The 20,349-nt window shown below is 38.6% G+C and carries 20 protein-coding genes; 6 read left to right on the top strand and 14 right to left on the bottom strand.

Annotated elements, in window-relative coordinates:
• Positions 1-38 precede the first annotated feature (38 nt).
• The 4 genes from FD46_RS03300 to croR form a co-directional block, all read right to left on the bottom strand.
• Positions 39-1,169 carry a 5-methyltetrahydropteroyltriglutamate--homocysteine S-methyltransferase gene (locus tag FD46_RS03300; protein ID WP_057895764.1) on the bottom strand — a complete coding sequence of 377 codons (1,131 nt, stop codon included), beginning with the start codon at positions 1,167-1,169 and terminating at the stop codon, positions 39-41.
• A 429-nt stretch (positions 1,170-1,598) separates the two neighbouring features.
• Positions 1,599-2,930 (bottom strand): serine hydrolase, encoded by a 1,332-nt coding sequence (locus tag FD46_RS03305; RefSeq protein WP_057895765.1) that lies wholly within the window; start codon positions 2,928-2,930, stop codon positions 1,599-1,601.
• Between the two features lie 67 nt (positions 2,931-2,997).
• Positions 2,998-4,164 carry a sensor histidine kinase gene (locus tag FD46_RS03310; RefSeq protein WP_057895766.1) on the bottom strand — a complete coding sequence of 389 codons (1,167 nt, stop codon included), beginning with the start codon at positions 4,162-4,164 and terminating at the stop codon, positions 2,998-3,000.
• 27 nt (positions 4,165-4,191) lie between these two features.
• The gene (gene croR / locus FD46_RS03315) at positions 4,192-4,881 is read right to left on the bottom strand and encodes a response regulator transcription factor CroR (protein ID WP_057895767.1); all 690 of its coding nucleotides are present in this window, start codon (positions 4,879-4,881) and stop codon (positions 4,192-4,194) included.
• A 321-nt stretch (positions 4,882-5,202) separates the two neighbouring features.
• On the opposite strand from croR, the gene budA reads away from it, so the two are divergent.
• From budA to argF, 6 genes are all read left to right on the top strand, one after another.
• Positions 5,203-5,913, top strand: coding sequence for an acetolactate decarboxylase (gene budA, locus FD46_RS03320; RefSeq protein ID WP_057895768.1), 711 nt, complete (start codon positions 5,203-5,205; stop codon positions 5,911-5,913).
• A gap of 345 nt (positions 5,914-6,258) precedes the next feature.
• Positions 6,259-7,293 carry an N-acetyl-gamma-glutamyl-phosphate reductase gene (gene argC / locus FD46_RS03325; RefSeq protein ID WP_057895769.1) on the top strand — a complete coding sequence of 345 codons (1,035 nt, stop codon included), beginning with the start codon at positions 6,259-6,261 and terminating at the stop codon, positions 7,291-7,293.
• Between the two features lie 20 nt (positions 7,294-7,313).
• Entirely contained in the window at positions 7,314-8,516 is a 1,203-nt protein-coding gene (argJ, locus tag FD46_RS03330; protein ID WP_057895770.1) for a bifunctional glutamate N-acetyltransferase/amino-acid acetyltransferase ArgJ, read from the top strand.
• A gap of 32 nt (positions 8,517-8,548) precedes the next feature.
• Complete coding sequence (gene argB, locus FD46_RS03335) at positions 8,549-9,322, top strand: acetylglutamate kinase (RefSeq protein WP_057895771.1); 774 nt, start codon at positions 8,549-8,551, stop codon at positions 9,320-9,322.
• The gene (locus tag FD46_RS03340) at positions 9,297-10,448 is read left to right on the top strand and encodes an acetylornithine transaminase (RefSeq protein ID WP_057895772.1); all 1,152 of its coding nucleotides are present in this window, start codon (positions 9,297-9,299) and stop codon (positions 10,446-10,448) included. The genes argB and FD46_RS03340 overlap by 26 nt, the downstream gene beginning before the upstream one ends.
• A 14-nt stretch (positions 10,449-10,462) precedes the next feature.
• A complete protein-coding gene (gene argF, locus FD46_RS03345) occupies positions 10,463-11,482 on the top strand; it encodes an ornithine carbamoyltransferase (protein WP_057895773.1) in 1,020 nt (339 codons plus the stop codon).
• A 229-nt stretch (positions 11,483-11,711) separates the two neighbouring features.
• Here argF and FD46_RS03350 read toward each other — a convergent pair whose 3' ends face one another.
• The 10 genes from FD46_RS03350 to dhaK form a co-directional block, all read right to left on the bottom strand.
• On the bottom strand, positions 11,712-13,079 hold the full coding sequence (locus FD46_RS03350; protein ID WP_057895774.1) for an FAD-binding oxidoreductase: 1,368 nt from the start codon (positions 13,077-13,079) through the stop codon (positions 11,712-11,714).
• A 207-nt stretch (positions 13,080-13,286) separates the two neighbouring features.
• Positions 13,287-13,781, bottom strand: a complete 495-nt coding sequence (locus FD46_RS03355; protein WP_057895775.1) for an ECF transporter S component — start codon at positions 13,779-13,781, stop codon at positions 13,287-13,289.
• Positions 13,782-13,886: 105 nt separating this feature from the next.
• Positions 13,887-14,849, bottom strand: a complete 963-nt coding sequence (locus FD46_RS03360) for a bifunctional hydroxymethylpyrimidine kinase/phosphomethylpyrimidine kinase (protein WP_083479355.1) — start codon at positions 14,847-14,849, stop codon at positions 13,887-13,889.
• 214 nt (positions 14,850-15,063) lie between these two features.
• Positions 15,064-15,210 (bottom strand): hypothetical protein, encoded by a 147-nt coding sequence (locus FD46_RS10450; protein ID WP_169790353.1) that lies wholly within the window; start codon positions 15,208-15,210, stop codon positions 15,064-15,066.
• Positions 15,211-15,463: 253 nt separating this feature from the next.
• Positions 15,464-16,411 carry a ferrochelatase gene (gene hemH, locus FD46_RS03365; protein ID WP_057895777.1) on the bottom strand — a complete coding sequence of 316 codons (948 nt, stop codon included), beginning with the start codon at positions 16,409-16,411 and terminating at the stop codon, positions 15,464-15,466.
• Positions 16,412-16,446: 35 nt separating this feature from the next.
• Entirely contained in the window at positions 16,447-17,241 is a 795-nt protein-coding gene (locus tag FD46_RS03370) for a hypothetical protein (protein WP_235805546.1), read from the bottom strand.
• 314 nt (positions 17,242-17,555) lie between these two features.
• The gene (locus FD46_RS03375) at positions 17,556-18,263 is read right to left on the bottom strand and encodes an MIP/aquaporin family protein (protein ID WP_057895779.1); all 708 of its coding nucleotides are present in this window, start codon (positions 18,261-18,263) and stop codon (positions 17,556-17,558) included.
• 13 nt (positions 18,264-18,276) lie between these two features.
• Positions 18,277-18,651, bottom strand: a complete 375-nt coding sequence (dhaM, locus tag FD46_RS03380; RefSeq protein ID WP_057895780.1) for a dihydroxyacetone kinase phosphoryl donor subunit DhaM — start codon at positions 18,649-18,651, stop codon at positions 18,277-18,279.
• A complete protein-coding gene (dhaL, locus tag FD46_RS03385; protein WP_057895781.1) occupies positions 18,648-19,232 on the bottom strand; it encodes a dihydroxyacetone kinase subunit DhaL in 585 nt (194 codons plus the stop codon). Before dhaL ends, dhaM begins: the two co-directional genes overlap by 4 nt.
• A gap of 39 nt (positions 19,233-19,271) precedes the next feature.
• Positions 19,272-20,267 (bottom strand): dihydroxyacetone kinase subunit DhaK, encoded by a 996-nt coding sequence (gene dhaK / locus FD46_RS03390; RefSeq protein WP_057895782.1) that lies wholly within the window; start codon positions 20,265-20,267, stop codon positions 19,272-19,274.
• Positions 20,268-20,349 lie beyond the last annotated feature (82 nt).

Below are 20,349 nucleotides of genomic sequence, written 5' to 3' on the forward strand. Positions count from 1 at the left end.
TATTCTAATTATATTTTTCTAAAGACAATAGGATCTTATTAACCCCAAATTTCCTGTGCTGTTTCAAGTACAAGTTTGATTTTTGCCCATTGCTGGTCTTCGGTCAGCTTATTGCCCTCTTCTGTAGAAGCAAAACCGCATTGTGTACTCAATGCCAGATTTTCCAGAGGAATATATTTTGCTGCTTCTTTTATGCGGTCTATTAATACTTGTTTTTTTTCAAGCTTTGGATGCTTGCTGGTAACCAGGCCTAAGACAACCTCTTTTCCCTCTTGAACGGCAGTCAGCGGAGCAAAATCTCCTGAGCGATCATCATCGAACTCAAGGTAAAAGGCAGCCACATTTTCTTTTGCAAACAGATAGTCTGCAACTGGCGCATAACCGCCTGATGCAGCCCATGTTGAATGGTAGTTGCCCCGACAGACGTGGGTACTCAAACGCAGATCAGCAGGCAGATCTGTTAACGCCGCATTATTTAGTTCCAAGTAAAGTTTTTGCAAGCTTTCACGGTCGAAATCAGCATCAATTCTTTTTGCCCAGTAGTTATTGTCAACTATCATTCCCCAAGTACAATCATCAAGTTTAACATCGCGGCAGCCCAAGTCATACAGCGCCAATATCAAGTCACGATATGCCTTGCCAATATCTGCTATTAAGCTTTGTGTATCCGGATAATATTCTTTCAAAGCTTTTCTGTTTTTTTCTCCGCGTACTAACTCTGCGTACAGCTGAGCCGGTGCTGGAATACTTTGCCGTGCGGTGATCTCACTATCAGCAGCTACAAGACTTTGAAGAAATTCAAATGCCTTAACATCTGGATGCTGCGGGTTAAAAGTTATCTTTCCTTCTACCTGCGCAGAATCAGCCCGAGTTTCTTCATCATGAAAAAAGTATCCATGATCAGGAACAATATGTTTAACTCCGTTAAAACCCCAAAAAGTATCTAGGTGCCAGTAACTGCGTCTAAATTCTCCGTCTGTAACAACTTTCAATCCTGCATCTTTTTCTTTTTTTACTAAATTGCGAATTGATTCATCTTCAATTTTATGCAGTTTATCAAGCTGAATTTTACCTGCGGCAAAATCTTCACGGGTTTTTTTTAAGGCTGCCGGTCGTAAAAAACTGCCTACAATATCATAATGAAGTTTAGTTTTTAATAAATTTACCATAATTTAAACCTTCCTTTTTTGTAAAATTTTAAACTAACTAACAAATTTAGCATTGCTAAAACTGCGTACCACTTTCGCTTTTTGAATCACTCCCTTTAAATACAAAACAAAAAAGCCCCTTATCGGCCACTAATGACCAATAAGGGGCGAAGTCACTCGCGTTACCACCCTTTTTTACACCGGAAATTCCAATGCCTCAACGGTACAATAATACCCGGGAAGTTAACGATTCCTGCCGAACACTCGGCTTTCACCCAGTGTTTCTTTTTCAAAGCTCATCTTCATTATTAAGACCAATACCCGTTTGCACTATTTGTAGGTTCTCTTTGAAAGGCCTCAATAACTACTCTTCTTCTCATAAGTTAAATGATTTATTGAATTATGTTAATGATATATTAATACGAATATATTACTGTGTCAATTCAAAATTTAAAAGAGATCAGTAAAAAATTCCTTAACAGCACGTCCCATAATAACAAAAATGTTTGCCTTTTCTATTTTTTTTGTATTAGTTGCAGTCAGTTTTAATGCTGTATCTCCATTTAAATATGTGAGCGGCTGCTGTTTTGTCTGCAGTGAAATCGTACCGATTTTTTTGTTCTTGTTTAACGGTGCTTCAATCCCGCCGTTCTTATATAACTTTTTATTGCCTGTCAAAGTGGCTTTAAGATTTGAAGTTGACAAGTCTTTTTTCAGCCATACATTAGTTGCATTTTTTGTGACTGCTTTAACTTTCAACTTTTTACCATGATAAACCGGCAATTGATTTGCATTCTTAAAACTTTCATGTGCTTTAAGTGTTGTGTAAGTAAAGTTGTTATACACATATGACATCAGCTTTTGAGTTTGGACAAACCGTGAAAGATCTGTATCCCCGTTGTGCGGTGCACCTAACACAACTGTAATGATTCGGCGGCCATTTTTATTAACGGTAGCCGTAAAGTCCGCCCCAGCAGAATCAGACGTACCGGTTTTAAGGCCATCCACTGGCAAATCACTGTAAGCTTTAGCCAACCCTTTTAACATCCAATTCCAATTTTCCATCTCTGTTTCACTAGTCCCATTGTTGAACTTCATACGTGCAATACTAGTAGTTTTCAATATTTCAGGATAGTCAGCAAGAAGTTTTTGTGATACAAGTGCCATTGACTTTGCTGACATCTTATTTTCAGCATTTTCAGGTGCGTTCGGATACTTTCCATTTCCAATTTCATTATTGCCTAACCCAGAAACAGTGTAGATCTCAGCATCTTTAATTCCCCAACTCTTAAGTAAAGCACGCATCTTATCCACAAAAGCAACTTGTGACCCAGAAACGGCGTTGGCCAAAGTCATTACTGCACCATTGGCAGAATAGATTAAACTTGCTTGATACAGCTGCCTAACCGTATATGTATTTTCCTTTTTAAGAGGAACATTTGATAATGTTGTATTCTGACTAACCGCATATGAAGTATCGTCAACCGGGACTTTCTTATCCCATGAAAGTTTGCCTTGTTTAATAGCCTGCAGTACTAAATAAATCGAAATCAGCTTAGACATTGAAGCGATCGGCAATGCTTGATTTTCATTTTTCCCATAAATAATTTGTCCGCTTTTGGCATCAACTGCAATAGCTGCCTTGGTATCTAACTGCAGATCTCCTGCATTTGCTGTATCAGCATGCACATTTACAGCACCGATAGATCCAACCAAAGTTGCCGAAACTGTGGCTGTAGCCACTAAACCCAGCAAGAATTTTTTTATCTTTTTCAATAACATTTTTCTCTTTCCCTTCAAAATTTCACATCTATTATAGAATAGCGAAAAAAAACTAGCCTGACAATGACTAATCTTTATTTTTTGTCTTTTGTGAACGTATTAATTTAACTTCCTGATTTACCGGAAGGTGCATAATAAAACTTGTTAATTCCCTATTGGATTCCGCATAAAGATATCCGTGATGCAATTCCACAATACTAAGTGCGATAGCCAGCCCCAATCCGCTGCCACCTGTTTCCTTTGAACGCGAACTTTCCACCCTGTAAAAACGATCAAAGAGCTGCGACAAGGCTTTTTTTGGAATCTCCGAGCCATCATTTGCAACTTCCACTACAATTTCAGTTTCATTTGCGTATCTCGCTTTCAGATAAATATGTTTTCCTCCAACACCATACTTAAGTGCATTTGAAACTAAGTTATTAAAAACACGAACAAGCTTTTCAGCATCGGCTTCCATCATAATTTTCTTTTCATTGATTTCAGTATGGATTTCCATATTTTTTTTGCGAGCCTCAAGTTCAAATGAAACCGCAAGCTGTTCAAGAAGCTGCTTTAGGTCAATAGTGGTCAGCGATAAGGGCGTAGCAGGCTGGCGGACTTTTGTGTATTCAAATAAATCATCTACTAAAAGTTTCATTTGTTTTGCCTTTAAAAATGCGGTATGAGTGTATTTAAGCAATTCTTCCTTAGAATGATACTGCTTGTCTTCAATAAGTCCTAAATACCCGATAATCGAAGTTAACGGCGTTCTGATATCATGACTGACATTAGTTACCAGCTCATCTTTAGAACGCTCAATTCTCCGCTCATCTTCCATTGCCTTTAAAGTACTGTCAACAAGGGCGTTGACACTAGTAATTACCCGCTGCATATTGCCCTGCAGTTGAAAAGGAATCCTGTGGCCCAAATGGCCATTTGCAATATAGTGCAGTTCATAAATAACATGCTGCAACTGCATTTGACGATACCTGCGAATTAATCGCCAATAAACAATGAAGATATCTGCAATGAGCATTGCACACAGAAAAACCCATCCCCAACTCCAAAATTGGATATGGTTCGGCCCGAAAGCAAGTGACATTTTTATTTGAAAAATTCCATTTGCTAATGCAGGATTCGATTCGATCATTTGGTCCAGCAAAACATAAATCGATAAGTTCAACAAGAGAAGTAAAATAACTGTTACTATTCCCTCCCCAAACAGCTCACTTTTTTCACGCGCTGTGAGTTTCACTTAATTATCTCCATTTCCGTTTTAACTTTAGTGGGATTCTACCTTGTAGCCGACCCCCCAGACTGTTTGAATAACCTTTTCACCATCTGTTGCTTCTTCTATCTTGTCGCGCAGATGACTTACGTGAACCATTACAGTTTTAGCGGAAACTACTGACTCTTGCTGCCAGACTCTTTCAAAGATATCATCTGCAGAAAAGACCCTATTCGGATGGCTCGCTAATAAATATAAAATTCCGAACTCAAGCGCTGTCAGCTGAATAGATTTTCCAGTGACAGTTTCAACTTCATGGGAATCTTTCTTAATAACCAAAGACCCGACTTTCAATACATCAGGCACGTCATTCTTTACGTCATGCTGTGCCCGTCGTAAAAGTGACTTGACCCTTGCCATTACTTCAAGCGGATTAAACGGTTTGGTTACATAATCATCTGCGCCTTGAATCAGCCCTTGAATTTTATCCATATCATTTGTTTTAGCAGATAGCATTAGGACAGGCAGCTGAGAGTCCTTTCTGATTTCCTTGATTACCTCGATTCCATCCATTTGAGGCATCATAATATCAAGGATCATCAAGGCAATATCTGGATTAGTATTAATCTTTGTTAATGCTTCCTTGCCGTTGTATGCCTTTTCAACTTCGTATCCTTCATTCTTAATATAGATACTCAATAATTCTACGATATCTTTATCATCATCTACAACCAAAATTTTCATAGCATTTACTCCTTAAAAAATTTCTTTATTTCCTTTTCTCCATGCCATGTTTGTAAATTCTACACAGCACCGCGCATGCATCTTTTGCCGCACTTTATAGTATAATTGTACCAAACTACAAGCTTATCGTATCTAAAGAATTATTTAAAATCAAGACAGAACCTTCAAATTCAAAGCTTTTCATATTTTTTTCATATAAAAGTCATATTTAATTCCTTTTACCTTTCAATCCTCAATCTTCACTAACTATGTTATTATCTTCTATGGTAGTAATAACTTGATTTTCAAAAGCACGCAAAACATTTAGGAGGTAGGATGAACATGAAAAACACTAACATTCTTTACCAACATGGTACCTTAGCACTTTTGGTCCCTGGTTTATTAACCGGAACATTAAAAATGAAAAATCTATTGAGCCATGGTGATACAGGGATCGGAACAGGTGAGGGCCTGGATGGTGAATTAATAATCCTAAATGGAATTGCCTATCAAGCCGATAGTTTTGGAAAAGTTAATCCCATTTCTTCTGAATTCACAGTGCCCTTTGCAAATATTCATTATGCAGATTATAAAAAATTAACAACTATCGCTAACGCCTCCCCTGCAGACCTTGCAAAGGCAGCTTTGCAAGGCAAACCTAACTCTAATAACTTTTTTTCCGTTCTCGTTAAGGGTACTTTCAGCTATATGAAGACTCGTGCGGTTGCAAAATCAGAGCGTCCTTTCTCAACTTTGGCTGAGACAGCTAAAAATCAGAGCGTCTTCGAAACCAAAAATGTTGCTGGAACTTTGCTTAGTTATTATTCTCCTTCTCTTTTTCATGGAGCCGCGGTTGCAGGATATCATAGTCATTTTCTAGCGTCTGATCATTCGATCGGCGGTCATGTTTTAGACTTTAAGATTGACCAAGGAACACTGTCACTTCAACAATTTGATACTCTTGAACAGCATCTTCCAATTGACAATGAAGAATTTAATGCGCATGATTTCTCAAAAGATGACATTGCTAATACCATTTCTCAAGCAGAATAAATTTTTTCTATAGAAAAAACACTCATTGTTCTCGTGAAGAAACTCAAAAATAGGTTGTTCAGTTTCATAGTTACGCCCTTCTTTCATGTTAAGTCTGCCAAAGCAAGCTTTACGAAGCAGCTTAAAAAATTCATAGTATACAAATGATCTTCGCTAATCAGCCATAACCGGCAGCGAAGATCTTTTTTTATTCATATTTAAGTTTATATTGACATATTTATTCATTAAAAATGAGTTTAAATGACTTTTTATTAAAAAAGTATTGTAATCGAATTTAAAAACAGTTATAGTAAACTACAATAATTGAATTTTTATTCATAAATAATGAATTTAGAAGGTGAACAAATGCGTGTAGGTATTTTAGGTGCAACCGGCTATAGCGGTGCCGTCCTCTTTTCGTTGTTAACCCAGCATCCCCAAATTACAAAAATTGATCTTTATGGCCATGCAAACCGAGAGCCTGACCGACGACGTTCCCTTGTTGATGAAGTTCCAGCATATTCAAATATTCATGCCCAACTGCTTCCGTTTATACCGCAGACTATTATGGAAACAGATGACTGTCTTTTTTGCGCCACCCCGGCTGGCATCACCAAGGATCTTATGGAACCCTTTATTGCACAAAATTTTCCAGTAATCGATCTTTCAGGAGACTATCGTTTAAAAGACCCTTTGCAATACAAAAAGTGGTATCACAAAGAACCGCCAGCCGAACAGCTGCTAACAAAGGCGGATTACGGCTTGAGCGAATTTTTAAATCATCCAAAAAACTATATTGCAAATCCAGGATGTTATGCTACAGCTACTTTACTAGGGTTGGCTCCGCTGGTTTTAGAAAAATTGCTCGAACCAGATTCTATTATCGTTGATGCAAAATCGGGAGTTTCAGGTGCCGGTAAAAAACTGCAACCATCTAATCAATATACTTTTATAAACGAAAATGCATTCTTATACAAAATAAACGAACATCAACATATTCCTGAGATCATGCAGCAATTGCATAAGTGGGATCCTACAATCCCAACGATCCACTTCACTACAACGCTGATCCCTGTAACTCGCGGTATCATGGCAACAATTTATGCTAAAGCAGCCCCGCAAATATCTGTTGCAAAAATTCAGGAAGCATATTTACATTCCTATTCTCACAGTCCGTTTGTTCGTCTGCGAAACGAGACATTTCCGACCATTCAAGACGTCAAGGGTTCAAATTATTGTGATATCGGTTTTAATTATAATCCGCAAACTAATGTAGTCACGGTGGTTGCAGTGATCGATAATCTTTTAAAGGGCGCAGCTGGTCAAGCTGTTCAAAATTTCAACAAGTTATATGGCTTCGAAGAAACAACCGGGTTGCCAGCTCTACCAAGCTTTCCTTGAATAATAGTAAGGAGATAAATATGAAAGAAACAGGTAATTTTAAAGAAAAGAAATTTTCTTGGCCGACAGGTTTTTATAGTGATGGTGTTAACTGTGATCTGCGCAAAGGACGTCCGGACCTAGGATGGATTTTTTCAAAAACACCTGCACAGGCTGCAGGTGTTTATACTACAAACAAATTTTGTGCAGCACCGACCAAGAGTACTAAACAGCTTGTTTCAGATAAACATCTCCTTCAATGCGTACTGATGAACAGTGTAATTGCAAACTCCTTTACCGGACACAAAGGGCTTTTAGATGTTCAATCCGAGCAAGAAGCAGTTTCTGAAAAACTTGGAATTCCCTCTTCATTGGTTGGCGTCGCTTCTACGGGACTTATCGGTGCACCCTTGCCGCTTAAAAAGATTTTAACAGGAATCGATCAACTTAAGCTGACTAAAAACACCACAGCGACCCGCGCTATTATGACAACAGATCTTCAACCTAAACTCTGCTGTGTCACAGTAAACATTGCTGGAAAATCATGTACCATTACAGGCTTTGCCAAAGGTTCAGGAATGATCCATCCCAAAATGGCAACGATGTTGGCCTTTATCACAACTGATGTCGCAATAGAAGCTGCTACACTCCAAGCATTGTTGACTGAACTTACCTCCTCGACCTTCAACCAGATAACTGTCGATGGAGACACTTCAACAAATGATATGGTCCTTACATTAGCAAATGGTGCAAGTGAGACGGCCCTACTAACCTCAAAAAGTCCGGACTTTAACAATTTTAAGAAAGCATATCATCATGTTTTAAAATCTTTGGCACAACAGATCGCAGCAGATGGCGAAGGTGCAACCAAACTCGTAGAAGCAAATGTGAATGCAGCCAAAAACAAAGCAGAAGCACAGAAAGCTGCAAAAGCAATTGTAGGTTCTAATCTAGTTAAAGCAGCTTTTTTTGGAGCTGATCCAAACTGGGGAAGAATCATCAGCACTTTAGGTGCAACTCCTGTTGCATTTGATCCAGAAAATATCGATCTTTCTCTAAATAATCATCTTCTCGTTCAGCATAGCGAGCCGCTTGTTTTTAACAGAGAAGAAGTCAGCAAAAGTTTACAAAGTAAAAAAGTCATTATTGATTTGAACCTTCATGCAGGAGATGCAGCCGGACAAGCTTGGGGATGCGACTTAACATATGACTATGTCAAAATAAATGCTAGTTATAGTTCGTAATTAGGTAATCATTATCTAGAAAGGAGCCGAGGATGGAAAACCTGATTGTTATCAAAGTCGGCGGTAATACTCTTAATCAACTCCAACCTGATTTTTTTCGGCAATTGCAGTCTTGGCTGCGACAAAAGAAAAAAATTTTATTGTTACACGGAGGCGGTACAAAAATCAGTGAACTTTCACAAAAATTAAAGCTCGCTGTGCATAAAGCAAATGGTATTCGAATCACAGATGAAAAGATTCTTGAAGTTACCCGCCTGGTTCTTTTGGGTAATACCCAGCCTCAATTATTGCAGCAATTAGCATTACATTCCTTGCCGGCTTTAGGTTTAAATGCCGCTGATCAATTTCTGCTGCAGGGCGACTTTCTTGATAAACAACGATATGGTTTTGTGGGCAAAATCAAGCATGTCAATTTTAATCTGCTAGAAAAAATTTTAGCAAAACAAATTGGGGTTCTGGCACCGCTCGCGCTTACAAAAAGTGGTCAATGGCTCAATGTTAATGGCGACAGTGCAGCTGCAGAAATTGCCGGTCTTTTGAAGGCGGAAGAACTTTACCTGCTGACAGACGTTCCGGGAGTGATGAGTGCTGGACAAGTTTTACCGCTATTAAATCAAAAGAAAGCTGCAGATTTACAAAAAACAAATGTGATCACAACTGGTATGCAGCCAAAAATTCTAGCTGCATTTCACGCTATTGAGACAGGTGTTTCTCAAGTTAAAATAACCGACCATTTTTATAACTCTGGTACAAAGATCATACAGGAAGGGGTAAACAACAATGAACTCACTTTTTCCAACTTATAAAAGGTTCCCTTTTGAAATCGTCAAGGGCCAAGGCACCACACTTTTTGATGACTCTGGGAAAAAATATCTCGATTTTACAAGCGGTATTGGTGTCTGTAATCTTGGTTACACTGCACCTAATGTTAAACAAGCTGTGGCTTCCCAATTAGAGAAAGTTTGGCACACTTCAAATCTCTATGAAAGCAGTCTGCAAGAACATGTTGCGCAGCTGTTGGGAGCAGGCACAGATAAAAAAGTCTTCTTCTGTAATTCTGGAACTGAAGCCAATGAAGCTGCATTAAAATTAGCTCGCAAAGCAACCGGCAAAAAAAATATCTTAGCATTCGATCATTCATTCCATGGACGCACTTACGGCTCGCTTTCGGTTACAGGCAATTCAAAAATAAAAACTGGTTTTGGACCCTTTTTATCCGGAATCATCTTTGCGCCTTATAATGACACAACTGCATTAAACCAAATCACAAGTAATTTAGCGGCAGTTATTTTGGAAGTTATTCAAGGAGAAGGCGGCGTAATCAATGGTAACCCCCAGTGGTTAAAAGCTGTTGCCAAAAAATGCCGAAATGAAGGAGTACTGCTCATTATTGATGAAGTGCAAACTGGAATGGGCCGTACGGGAAAACTTTATTCTTATCAGCATTATGGACTTGATCCAGATATTGTAACTGTTGCCAAAGGCCTTGCTAATGGTATTCCCGTAGGTGCGATGATCGGTAAGGCTGAACTTGCTGAATCCTTTGGGCCAGGAGCTCATGGTACTACCTTTGGAGGAAATCCGCTGGCAATGGCAGCAGCAGAAGCGGTGCTGACCACCATTGATGCTGATTTTCTTGATGCAGTTCAGCAAAAGGCTAGTTTCTTTTGGTATTACTTGGAAAAAGAAATTGCACCACTCCAAGTTGTCGATTCTGTTTCTGGCAAAGGCCTCATGGTCGGAATCCATCTGAACAAAGAGCTTGAAATTTCGAATGTAATCACTGCTTTGCAGCAAGCTGGGCTTCTCACCCTTCCTTCACGTGGAAATACACTCCGTTTACTTCCACCGCTTGTGATTACTGGTTCTAAGTTATTGACTGGTTTGAAACTAATTAAAAATACATTGCAAAACATCACAGTTAATCAATAGGGAGCGAAAAAAATATGAATCATTTTTTGGGCAAATCATTTCTCAAAGAAAACGATTTTTCAGCAGCGGAACTCAATTATTTAATTGACTTCGCTATTCATTTAAAAAAACTAAAAAAAAATCATCTTCCGCATCAATATTTACTGGGGCAAAATATTGCCCTACTTTTCGAAAAGCCCTCAACTAGGACACGTTCCGCTTTTACCGTTGCCGCCAATGATCTGGGAGCGCATCCGGAATTCTTAGGCAAACAAGACATTCAATTCGGCACCAAAGAATCTGTTGCAGATACAGCAGCAGTCTTAGGGGGAATGTTTGATGGAATTGAATTCCGCGGTTTCAAACAAGAAACTGTAGCAAAACTGGCTGAAAAAAGTGGAGTCCCAGTCTGGAACGGTCTTACGGATGAGTGGCACCCGACCCAAATGATTGCTGACTTTATGACACTCAAAGAATCCTTTGGAAAACTAAAAGGACTTACTCTAACTTACATCGGTGACGGCAGAAATAACGTTGCCAACAGCCTCTTAGTTACTGGAGCAATTTTAGGAGTAAATATCCATATTGCCGCACCAAAAAAGTTGCAGCCGCAAGCTGAAATTCAAAAAATTGCGGCAAAAGAAGCTGAAAAAAGCGGAGCTCAAATAAAAATCACTGATGACCTTCTTGCTGCCGTAAAGAATGCAGATGCGTTATACACCGATGTGTGGATTTCAATGGGGGAAAAAGTTGATGTTGGTGAACGAATCAAATTATTGCTTCCGTTCCAAATCAATAAAAAGCTCCTGCAGCAGACTGGAAAAGCTAAAACAATTATCATGCATTGTTTACCAGCCTTGCATGACAATCATACAGTTATTGGTAAAAAATTAACTACACAGTATCAGTTAGCTGCTTTAGAAATTACTGATGAGGTTTTTAATGGACCTCAGTCAGTCGTCTTTCAAGAAGCTGAAAACCGGATGCATGCTATCAAAGCCATCATGGCAGCTACACTTGGTACTCTTTTTATTCCAGATTCTATCTTTGCTTAACTTATTATTTCCAGCAGCTGTAGGTGCTGTTCAAACACAAACGAGAATCGAGAGTGTGCCAATAGTCGTTGAGGCATTAACTGTGAATATAATTTGACTATGAGTAATTCACGTTTAAACGAAAAAGACTGACTATTGAAACAAATTAATTTGTATATTTCAGGCTAAACCAAAGGGGCTGGATCAAAAATTAACTTTTGACTCAGCCCCCTTTTAATTCCTAAAATTACTAAACTTTACGGTTAGGATTTAAGATATTATTAGGATCAAATGTTTTTTTGACCTTTTTTTGCAAGTCAACCAGATTTTGCCCTAACTGCGGCAAAACCCATGCGTCTTTCAAATCTCCAATTCCATGCTCAGCAGAAATAGTTCCGCCCAATGATTGCACGTAGGCAAAAATTTTCTTGATCGCTTCAGTAACGTCTGAAGGAATCGCTGTTAATTCACGCGGGATTGCAATATTAGGGTGGAAGTTGCCATCTCCTGCATGCCCGCCGAGAAAAGCCTTAACTGGTGTTTTAAAAGTCAATTGATCGACAAATTCTGCTAATTCAGGTAGCTTTGAAAGTGGAACAGCAACATCCTCAACCACTAAACGCCCATAAGCTGCTTCTGCCTGGTAGTAATCTTGGCGAATCTTAATGATCTTTTGGGCATAGTCTCTTTCATTTGTAACCGAAACGTGAAGAGCGTTGTTTTCATGCAATATTTTTTTGAGTGCTTCAATAGCACCAACAGGAGTCACATCAAGTTGAAAGATCAAGAGTGCTTCTGCCCCGCCTTTGCCAAGATCAGTTTTTTCAAGTTTATCTAAAGCTTCGATTGAGGTATTATTTAAAGCTTCCATTAGAGAAGGAGATAAACCGCTCGTCGAAATTTTTTCGACGGCGACGCTTAAACTTTTCATGCTAGAAAAAGTAGCAAGTCCAGTAGTTGGTGTTCCAAAAGGAATTGGTAAAATTCTGACAGTAGCTTCTACAATGATCCCAAGCGTTCCTTCAGATCCGACAAAAAGGTCAGTCAGATCATAGCCCACATTATCTTTAAAACATTTGCTGCCTGTTTCAACAAGTGTCCCATCTGCTAATACAACTTTTAGTCCGATCACAGATTGCTTAGTAGTACCATACTTCAAAGAACTCATTCCACCAGCATTAGTGGCAATATTGCCTCCGACAGAACTAATCGGTTTAGATCCAGGATCAGGAGCAAAAAAATAACCTTCTTTACGGACTTCTTCATCAAGATCACCATTCAAAACACCTGCTTGCACAATAGCGTATTGATCCGGAATACTGATCTCAACAATTTTGTTTAAAGCTGATAAATCAAGAACGAGCCCTTCTTGTTCTCCTGCAGAGCCATTCACAATGGATGTCCCTGCTCCAAAAGCTGTTACAGCAGCTCCGTGTTGGTTTGCAAAACGCAAGGTTGCCTGGACATCTGCAATACTTTCAGCATGTACAACAGCTGCAGGCAAATTACCAGTAATAATTTCTTGCGTATACCTATTTTGTCCGTATTTTTTTCTTACCGTCAATTCTCTTTCAATTTTTCCATCCGGTATAGTAAGCTTTTCAATTTTAATTGTCATCTTTTTGCTTCTTCCTGATTTGTTTTGAAGATAGCCGGGATTGGGTCAAAGCTTATCTTTTGACTCAGTTTTTTTGTACTCTCTTGCAGTTTCCATATTAACATGTTTCAATAGTCAGCCCTTTTCTGCTTAAAGTCTAACGACTATTGGCACACTCCCTTATCTTCATCAAAAATGTTTAATTTACATTTCATATTTTTAAATATATTATTTATTACTAAAAACTCTATTGCCTAAACGATAATAAACTGGCAACGCAACGAATGCTCCTGCCAATCCCTGCACAAAGTTCAAGGGAACTCCAATTAGGCCAGTCTGTAGAGTATACATCAGTGAGTCGCTAATCAGATATCCACCCACCATTACAACTACGCCCACTGTTAAGCCTAACCAAGAGGCATATTTCCCATTTTTTTCACTAAGCATCCCAGCTAAATAACCCTCTAAGCCGTGAATTATCAGTGAAAAGAACATATATTGCGGGAAGCCCGAAATCAGATCCAAGAAGAAGCCGCTGAATCCTCCCACAACCGCACCTGCATATCTTCCCAACAATAAAGCAGCAATAAAAATTCCAGCATCACATAAATTAATATTACCGTGTGTCATTGGGAGCGGAATCAAGAATACACGTGCAATCACTACATTAACAGCAATTAAGATTGCCAATAACGTAACCTGCTTTAATCTATCTTGTTTCATTTTTCTTCTTCCTTTCCTAGGTACTTCAGCAATAAAACTCATAATAAGCTAATTAAATTGTAATTTAATCATTATTCTAGCATTATTTAATCTGAGATAAAACATCTATTCGTCTCTTATTTCAAGTATTTTCTTAATAATAGGCATCAGTTCTACGCCAAAGCGCCGCTTAACTTGTTTGTTTTCCAATCCTCTTAAAGCATGATAAGTTACTTTTGTTGCGAACCTTACTGCTTGACCGAAGGAAGCTCCATTCCATAAACTTCCAGTTAAAAGGGCTGCAAAAATATCCCCGCTTCCATAAAAATGCCCTTTAAGACATGGATAATAGCAGGATTGGACAATTCCATTTTCAAGCCAGATGCACCCTATCTTATTTTGTACTCTGACACCCGTGATCACTGCTTTGCCCCCTGCTTTTAACTGGCTTTGCATTTTGAGCAGCAGCTCTTTTTGCTGCAGTTTTGAAGGTTCTTTCAAACAAACTCTTCCAGCCAAAAAACAGGCCTCTGTTAAATTCGGAGTACTTATATCTGCATATTTAAGCAGTTTTTCAGTCGAATTAAGCTGTTCGGTTGTAAAGGAAGGATAAAGCTTCCCTTCATCCGCCATTACTGGATCAACCACCACTAATCTCAAAGAAGCAGTTTTCAAAAATGTTTTCAAAACTTCGCTGACTTCAACACTATCAATATAGCCTAATAAAGCTCCTTGCAGCGGAACATGCTGCGTTTTCCAGTGTGCAATAGTTTTTTTTATCCATACAGCCGTTTCCAGCCTTACTGGAGTGCCGAAGCCCTCACTTTGTGTAGACATGATTCCAGTTGGCAAAAGTGCTACGGATATGCCTTGAGACTCTAGAATAGGAAATGCAGCGGTTGTTGATAGGCTACCGAGGGCACAAAGGTCTTCTGCTAATATCAAATATTCTTTATGCTCCATCGTGTACCTCATCTTCTTCCTCTGGTAGATAATATAACGGCTGCGTTCAGATTCTACTTTAAAATTACTTTTATTCTTAGAGTATACATAACTATTCAGCATAAAAACAATGTATTTTGTATTCAAATAATTAACTGTTGTTTTTACAAGCAGAAAGATAATCCTGTTGATAGTTATAAGGCTTCTTACTACTACAAAAAAGCGACCAATTCTAGAATAGAATAAAGTCGCTATTATTTACTTGCATTAAAATGTCACTTTGGCACTTACCGCTATCTTTTTTTAAGTTCGGCAAGGCATATTTCAGAAAAGTTCATATTTTGCTGTACCTGTAATCCTATCAGCTATTCTTATGCAGTAAATTTTGTAATTTATCACCTAAAGTATCAATCTTCTTAGACGCAAAAATCGTCGCTCCAATTAAAAAGCCGCCCACTATCAAGGTGCTTGCAACCATAAACTTAAAAATTGATTTTAAAGCTTCCATCGTAATTCCCCCTCATATCTCTAAGACATACTACTTTGTCTTGTATCGTCTATATCTCGTTGTCAGTTCCTTACTGATTGCTAGAAAAAGCTGCACTAGTGAAAGAAGCAAGGAAACCTTCGTCCAAAAACTAATTTTGTTACCTGCTCTTTTCAACTGTCCGCCCCCGATCCTTTTTCTTAACTAACTACAAGTTAATTATAGATGAAAACGGTACCCAATATCTAGTAATACGAATTGAGTACTGTTTTACCTACTGTTTATTCAAAACAAGTTTTTTTAATACTTCAATAAAGTCCTCATCATCATTAAGAGCAGGAATCATTCTATAATCAACTCCGCCACTATCCAAAAAATAAGCCTGGTTTTCAATCTGTAATTCATGCAGTGTTTCGAGGCAATCGGCAACAAAACTGGGGGCAACAACTAAAACCCTTTTTATGCCTTTGCTGGGCAGAAGCTTCAGAGTCGTATCTGTTGCTGGTTTTAACCATTCATTCGGTCCAAAACGGGACTGAAAAGTTTGAAAATGAGGATATGGTCCGAGTTGTTTCATTATTAATTCAGTTGTAAGCGTACAACGCTTTTGGTAAGGATCACCCTTTTTTATATAGCTGACAGGCAGTCCATGATAAGAAAATAAAATTTTATCCGGCTGGAATTTCTCAATCTCCAGCTTTATTTTTTGCGCTATTACCCTTATATAAGGATCAAAGTCGCAAAAATCCGTGACAATATGTAAGTTTGGAATCTCAGTACGTTTAAAATAAAACCGATTGACTTCATCAAGAACTGAACCCACAGTTGTTGTCGAATATTGAGGATAAAGCGGAATAATTGTTAAGTCATCGATTTCCAAAGCCTCAAACTCTTTTAATACAGTCGGAATTAATGGACTGCTATAACTCATAGCATACTTGACCACGTACTGAACGAGCTGCTGCTGCAGCAGCTGTGTTTGCCTTTGCGTGTAGTACAACAATGGTGAGCCATGCTCTTTTGACCAGATTTTTTGATACAACTGTGCTGATTTTTGCGGTCGATGCGGCAAGATCATTAAATTCAGAATCGGCTTCCATTTCCAAGCAGGCATATCAATCACACGCTGATCACTTAAAAATTTTTTCAAGTAGGCCCTTACGTCCGCAACTGCTGTGGTTTCAGGAGTTCCTAGATTTACAAGCAACACACCTTTTTTCATTTTCTTCACTCCTTTACTGTGCTGTTCTATCGGAACTAAACACTACGATTATTTGCAAGCAAGGTTCTGAAACCTATTCCTAAACCAAGTACAACTGCGGCTACTAAAACAAGCTGCTTGCTATTATTATTATCTTTATTATCAGTTTCATGGTTCTGCGGTCTATTTTCAGTACTGACACTGCTACTGAACGTTTCTGTCTTTACTATTCCATTAACCGGCGGCAAGGTTGTTATATCAGTACTTATAACCTTTACGGCAAATGTCTGGGGAATACTGTTTTGCGAGAAATGTTTTGAAATTGCATTTTCTTGTTTCCATAAAGAGCTTGTCACGGCTTGTTTTAGAGGAGTAGGAGGACTGCTTTGTGTTTCTGTACTAGTTGAATAATAATACATTGTACTGCTTAAAGATGATACTTCAGCAGGAACAGCACTTGCGGAAGATTCAGCAGCAGACAATGATTGTGGGAGGTCTGCCGTATCAAAAACAATAAGAAAATGTTCTGTTTCTTGTTTATTTTCAGCTGTTTTTTTTGTTATTTTCCCTTCAAGCGGAACTCCCAGATTTTGCACCAAAAAAGTGACAGATAATTCTTCACTTTGAGGTTTAAATTGCTGCCCATTAATAATCAAGTCGGTCTCTGTACCAGCTGGTGTCAAAAACAAGGTCACTATATAGCGATCTTGAGTAACTGAAACTTTGGCGTTATTTGTAAAGTAACTCTCCGCAGCGGAAGAATCTCCCGTTTCAAAATCCTTCAATCGATAATTAATTTGGTAATCAACCGTACCCGTCTGCTCCGCATGTGCTTCAAATGACAGATTCATTAATAAGATTAATATGGTCGTGAAAAACACCGCTAGTATTTTTTTAATCATTTGCCTAACCTTTACTTTTCGTTCACTGCTTTGTTTTTAAAAAGCTAACTTTCAAAATTATATCATTAACTTTCCTTCAGTTCTTCATTTGAATAAAATAATTCGCAAAAAAGTAAAAGCAATAACATCATTAAAAACTATTTAATATAAAAAGATCCAGTCTGAGAAATTAAGCTAACTACGTTTCTCAATCTGAATCCAATTTAAAATTTTTTTATTTTTATTTTAAACCTATAACTGCACTTTATATTAAAATAAAATTTTTATGGCATAATGAATTCTAAACCTGCAGCCAAAACTCCGCCCACAATCGGTCCTACCATCGGCACCCATGCATATGACCAATTAGGGTTTGTTTTATTTGGAACCGGTAAAACAGTATAAGCAAAACGAGGTCCCCAGTCACGGGCAGGGTTAAGAGCAAATCCGGTAGTTCCGCCTAATGCCAGTCCAACTACAGTAATTAACAACCCTACAATAACTGGTTTTAAACCTTGTGTAAAATCTCCTAAGTTTAGCAGTGTAAAAATGAAGGCAAAAGTAGCAATCACTTCACTTAAAAAGTTAAAGGTCGGATTTTCAATTGCAGGTGCGGTTGCAAAAATCCCAACATGATTTCCGTCTTTTGCTGTCTTAGTATCTTTAAAGTGCGGGTAGTATTGGACAACTACAATAGCTGCACCAATAAACGCTCCTATAAATTGCCCCAACAAGTATGGTAAAACCTCACTCCAAGGAAAGAAACCAAAAGCTGCAAAACCGATCGTTACAGCAGGATTAAGATGGCCTTGTGATCCAAAGTGTCCTGCTACGTATACCCCGAAAGTTACAGCTAAACCCCAAGCAAGTGAAATGAATGTCCAATTCTGCGCATGCGCATATGTTTTTTTTAGATTAACTCCAGCCCCGCAGCCAACACCAAAAATTATTAAAACTGCTGTTCCCAGTAATTCACCCCAAAAGCCATTCATACAGATACCCTCCTTATTTAATCTTCAAAGGTGCCAATTGTTCTTCAACGTCTTTAAGTGCTACATCCGCTTGCAGAAGCGTTGCTGCAGTATATGCTCCTTCAATCAACGCTGCATCATAAATGTGAACTTTTTTATCAGTCATCTCAACAGCAAGTTCAAGGTTCATTTTCGAACTGCCAAGATCATAAAATGCAGCAATTTCATCTGCCTTGTTTTCGGTAAACGCAGTTGAAATTTTAGCAGCGCTCGTTCCAATATCATTATCATCAGTTCCGCCAGCAAAAGTGATTGAAACATCTGCAGCGACTTGTTCAAGCAAACGTGGAATCCCCGCGGCCACTTCTGGAACATGAGAAACGATTACTATTCCAATTTTTTTTGTCATTTTGTACCTCCTGCGTCTATAAATGTTTCGAAAAGGTATCCGCTCGACATCGCCCCTGGATCAAGATGGCCAATTGATCTTTCTCCCAAATAAGATGCGCGTCCTTTACGTGCTTCCATATCTTTTGTACTTTCAACTGCTTTTTTGATTTCTTCTTTTGAAAAGCTGCCATCACTAAAAGTCTTCACAATGGGGGCCCAGACATCAACCATCGTCTTGTCGCCTTCTTTTGCCCCGCCGCGTTTCTTGATTCCTTCTAGCGCAACTGTAAACAGCTCTTCTGGTTTTTGCGTTTCATTGCATTTTTTTGCCATCTCTAAAAAGGCTGTTCCATATAGCGGTCCAGAAGCCCCGCCTACTTTACTAATAAGTGCCATTGCGATCGCTTGCAAAGTTGCCTTTAAATCTGGTTCTTTGAGTTTAGCAAGACCTTCTTTAACTCCAGTTACCCCGCGTTTCATATTATTGCCATGATCACCATCACCTATAGGGGTATCCAACTCGCTAAGATAAGCTTTATTTTTATCAATTTCATCGTAAAACAGTTCCATCCATTTCTTTGTCAATTCAACTGTCAGCATTTCTGCTTCCTCCTTCGCCATTGTCAAACATTTAATTATTTACCAACCTACTGTCTCAACTGAATAGTTCAGATATTCCAACCACTTTTTATCAGTTAATTCAAAAATTGTTAAAGAAATACCTGCCATGTCGATCGAAGTCATGTAATTTCCAACTTTCATAAAAGCAGGTTTGATCTTTTTTTCTGCCAATTTATCTAAAACATCATGACTAAAGATATACTGCTCCATCAATGGAGTAGCCCCCATACCGTTAACTAAAACCGCATATTGTTTTTCAGGATCCAGGTGCTGCTGTTCATCAAGTTTGGTAATTAATTCTCCCACTAACTTTTTAGAAGTTTTAATTTTTTCACGTCGATAGCCCGGCTCACTGTGAATTCCAACACCATATTCAATCTCATCATCTGCTAATTCAAAGCCTGGTTTTCCAACTTCAGGAACAGTGGCTGCAGATAATGCAACTGCCAGAGTACTAATGTGCGGTAATGCATTTTTGGCAAGTTCTTCAAGCTCATCTAAACTTGCGCCTTGGTCCGCTGCAGCACCTACAAGTTTATGCATAATGACTGTTCCCGCAACTCCGCGTTTCCCTTGTGTATATAAACTATTTTCTACGGCAATATCATCATCAACTATGATAGATTTAACCTTAATTCCGTCTACATCGGCCATGTCTTTTGCCATCTCAAAGTTCATTACATCACCGGAATAATTTTTGATTACAAGAAAAACGCCTTTTCCTTGATCAACAGCCTGAATCGCTTTATAAATCTGATCAGGTGTTGGCGAGGTAAAGACCTGCCCGCAAACCGCAGCACTTAACATTCCCTTCCCAACAAAGCCTGCATGTGCCGGTTCGTGACCGCTACCGCCACCGCTGACAATTCCAACTTTGCCCTTCATTGAAGCCTTATCACTACGTACCACAGCCTCTGTATCCGGAATTCTTTCTAAGTACTCCGGATATGAGCGAACAAGTCCGTCAACCATTTCAGGAACAACATCTTGCGGACTATTAATGATTTTCTTCATCTGTTTCACTACCCCTTCTTACAAAATTTTAAACCAGTAAAAGTACGCGCTTACATAAAAGCAAATAAAAATATGCCTCTAT

Source organism: Liquorilactobacillus oeni DSM 19972 (assembly GCF_001436275.1).
Taxonomy (GTDB): Bacteria; Bacillota; Bacilli; order Lactobacillales; family Lactobacillaceae; genus Liquorilactobacillus; species Liquorilactobacillus oeni.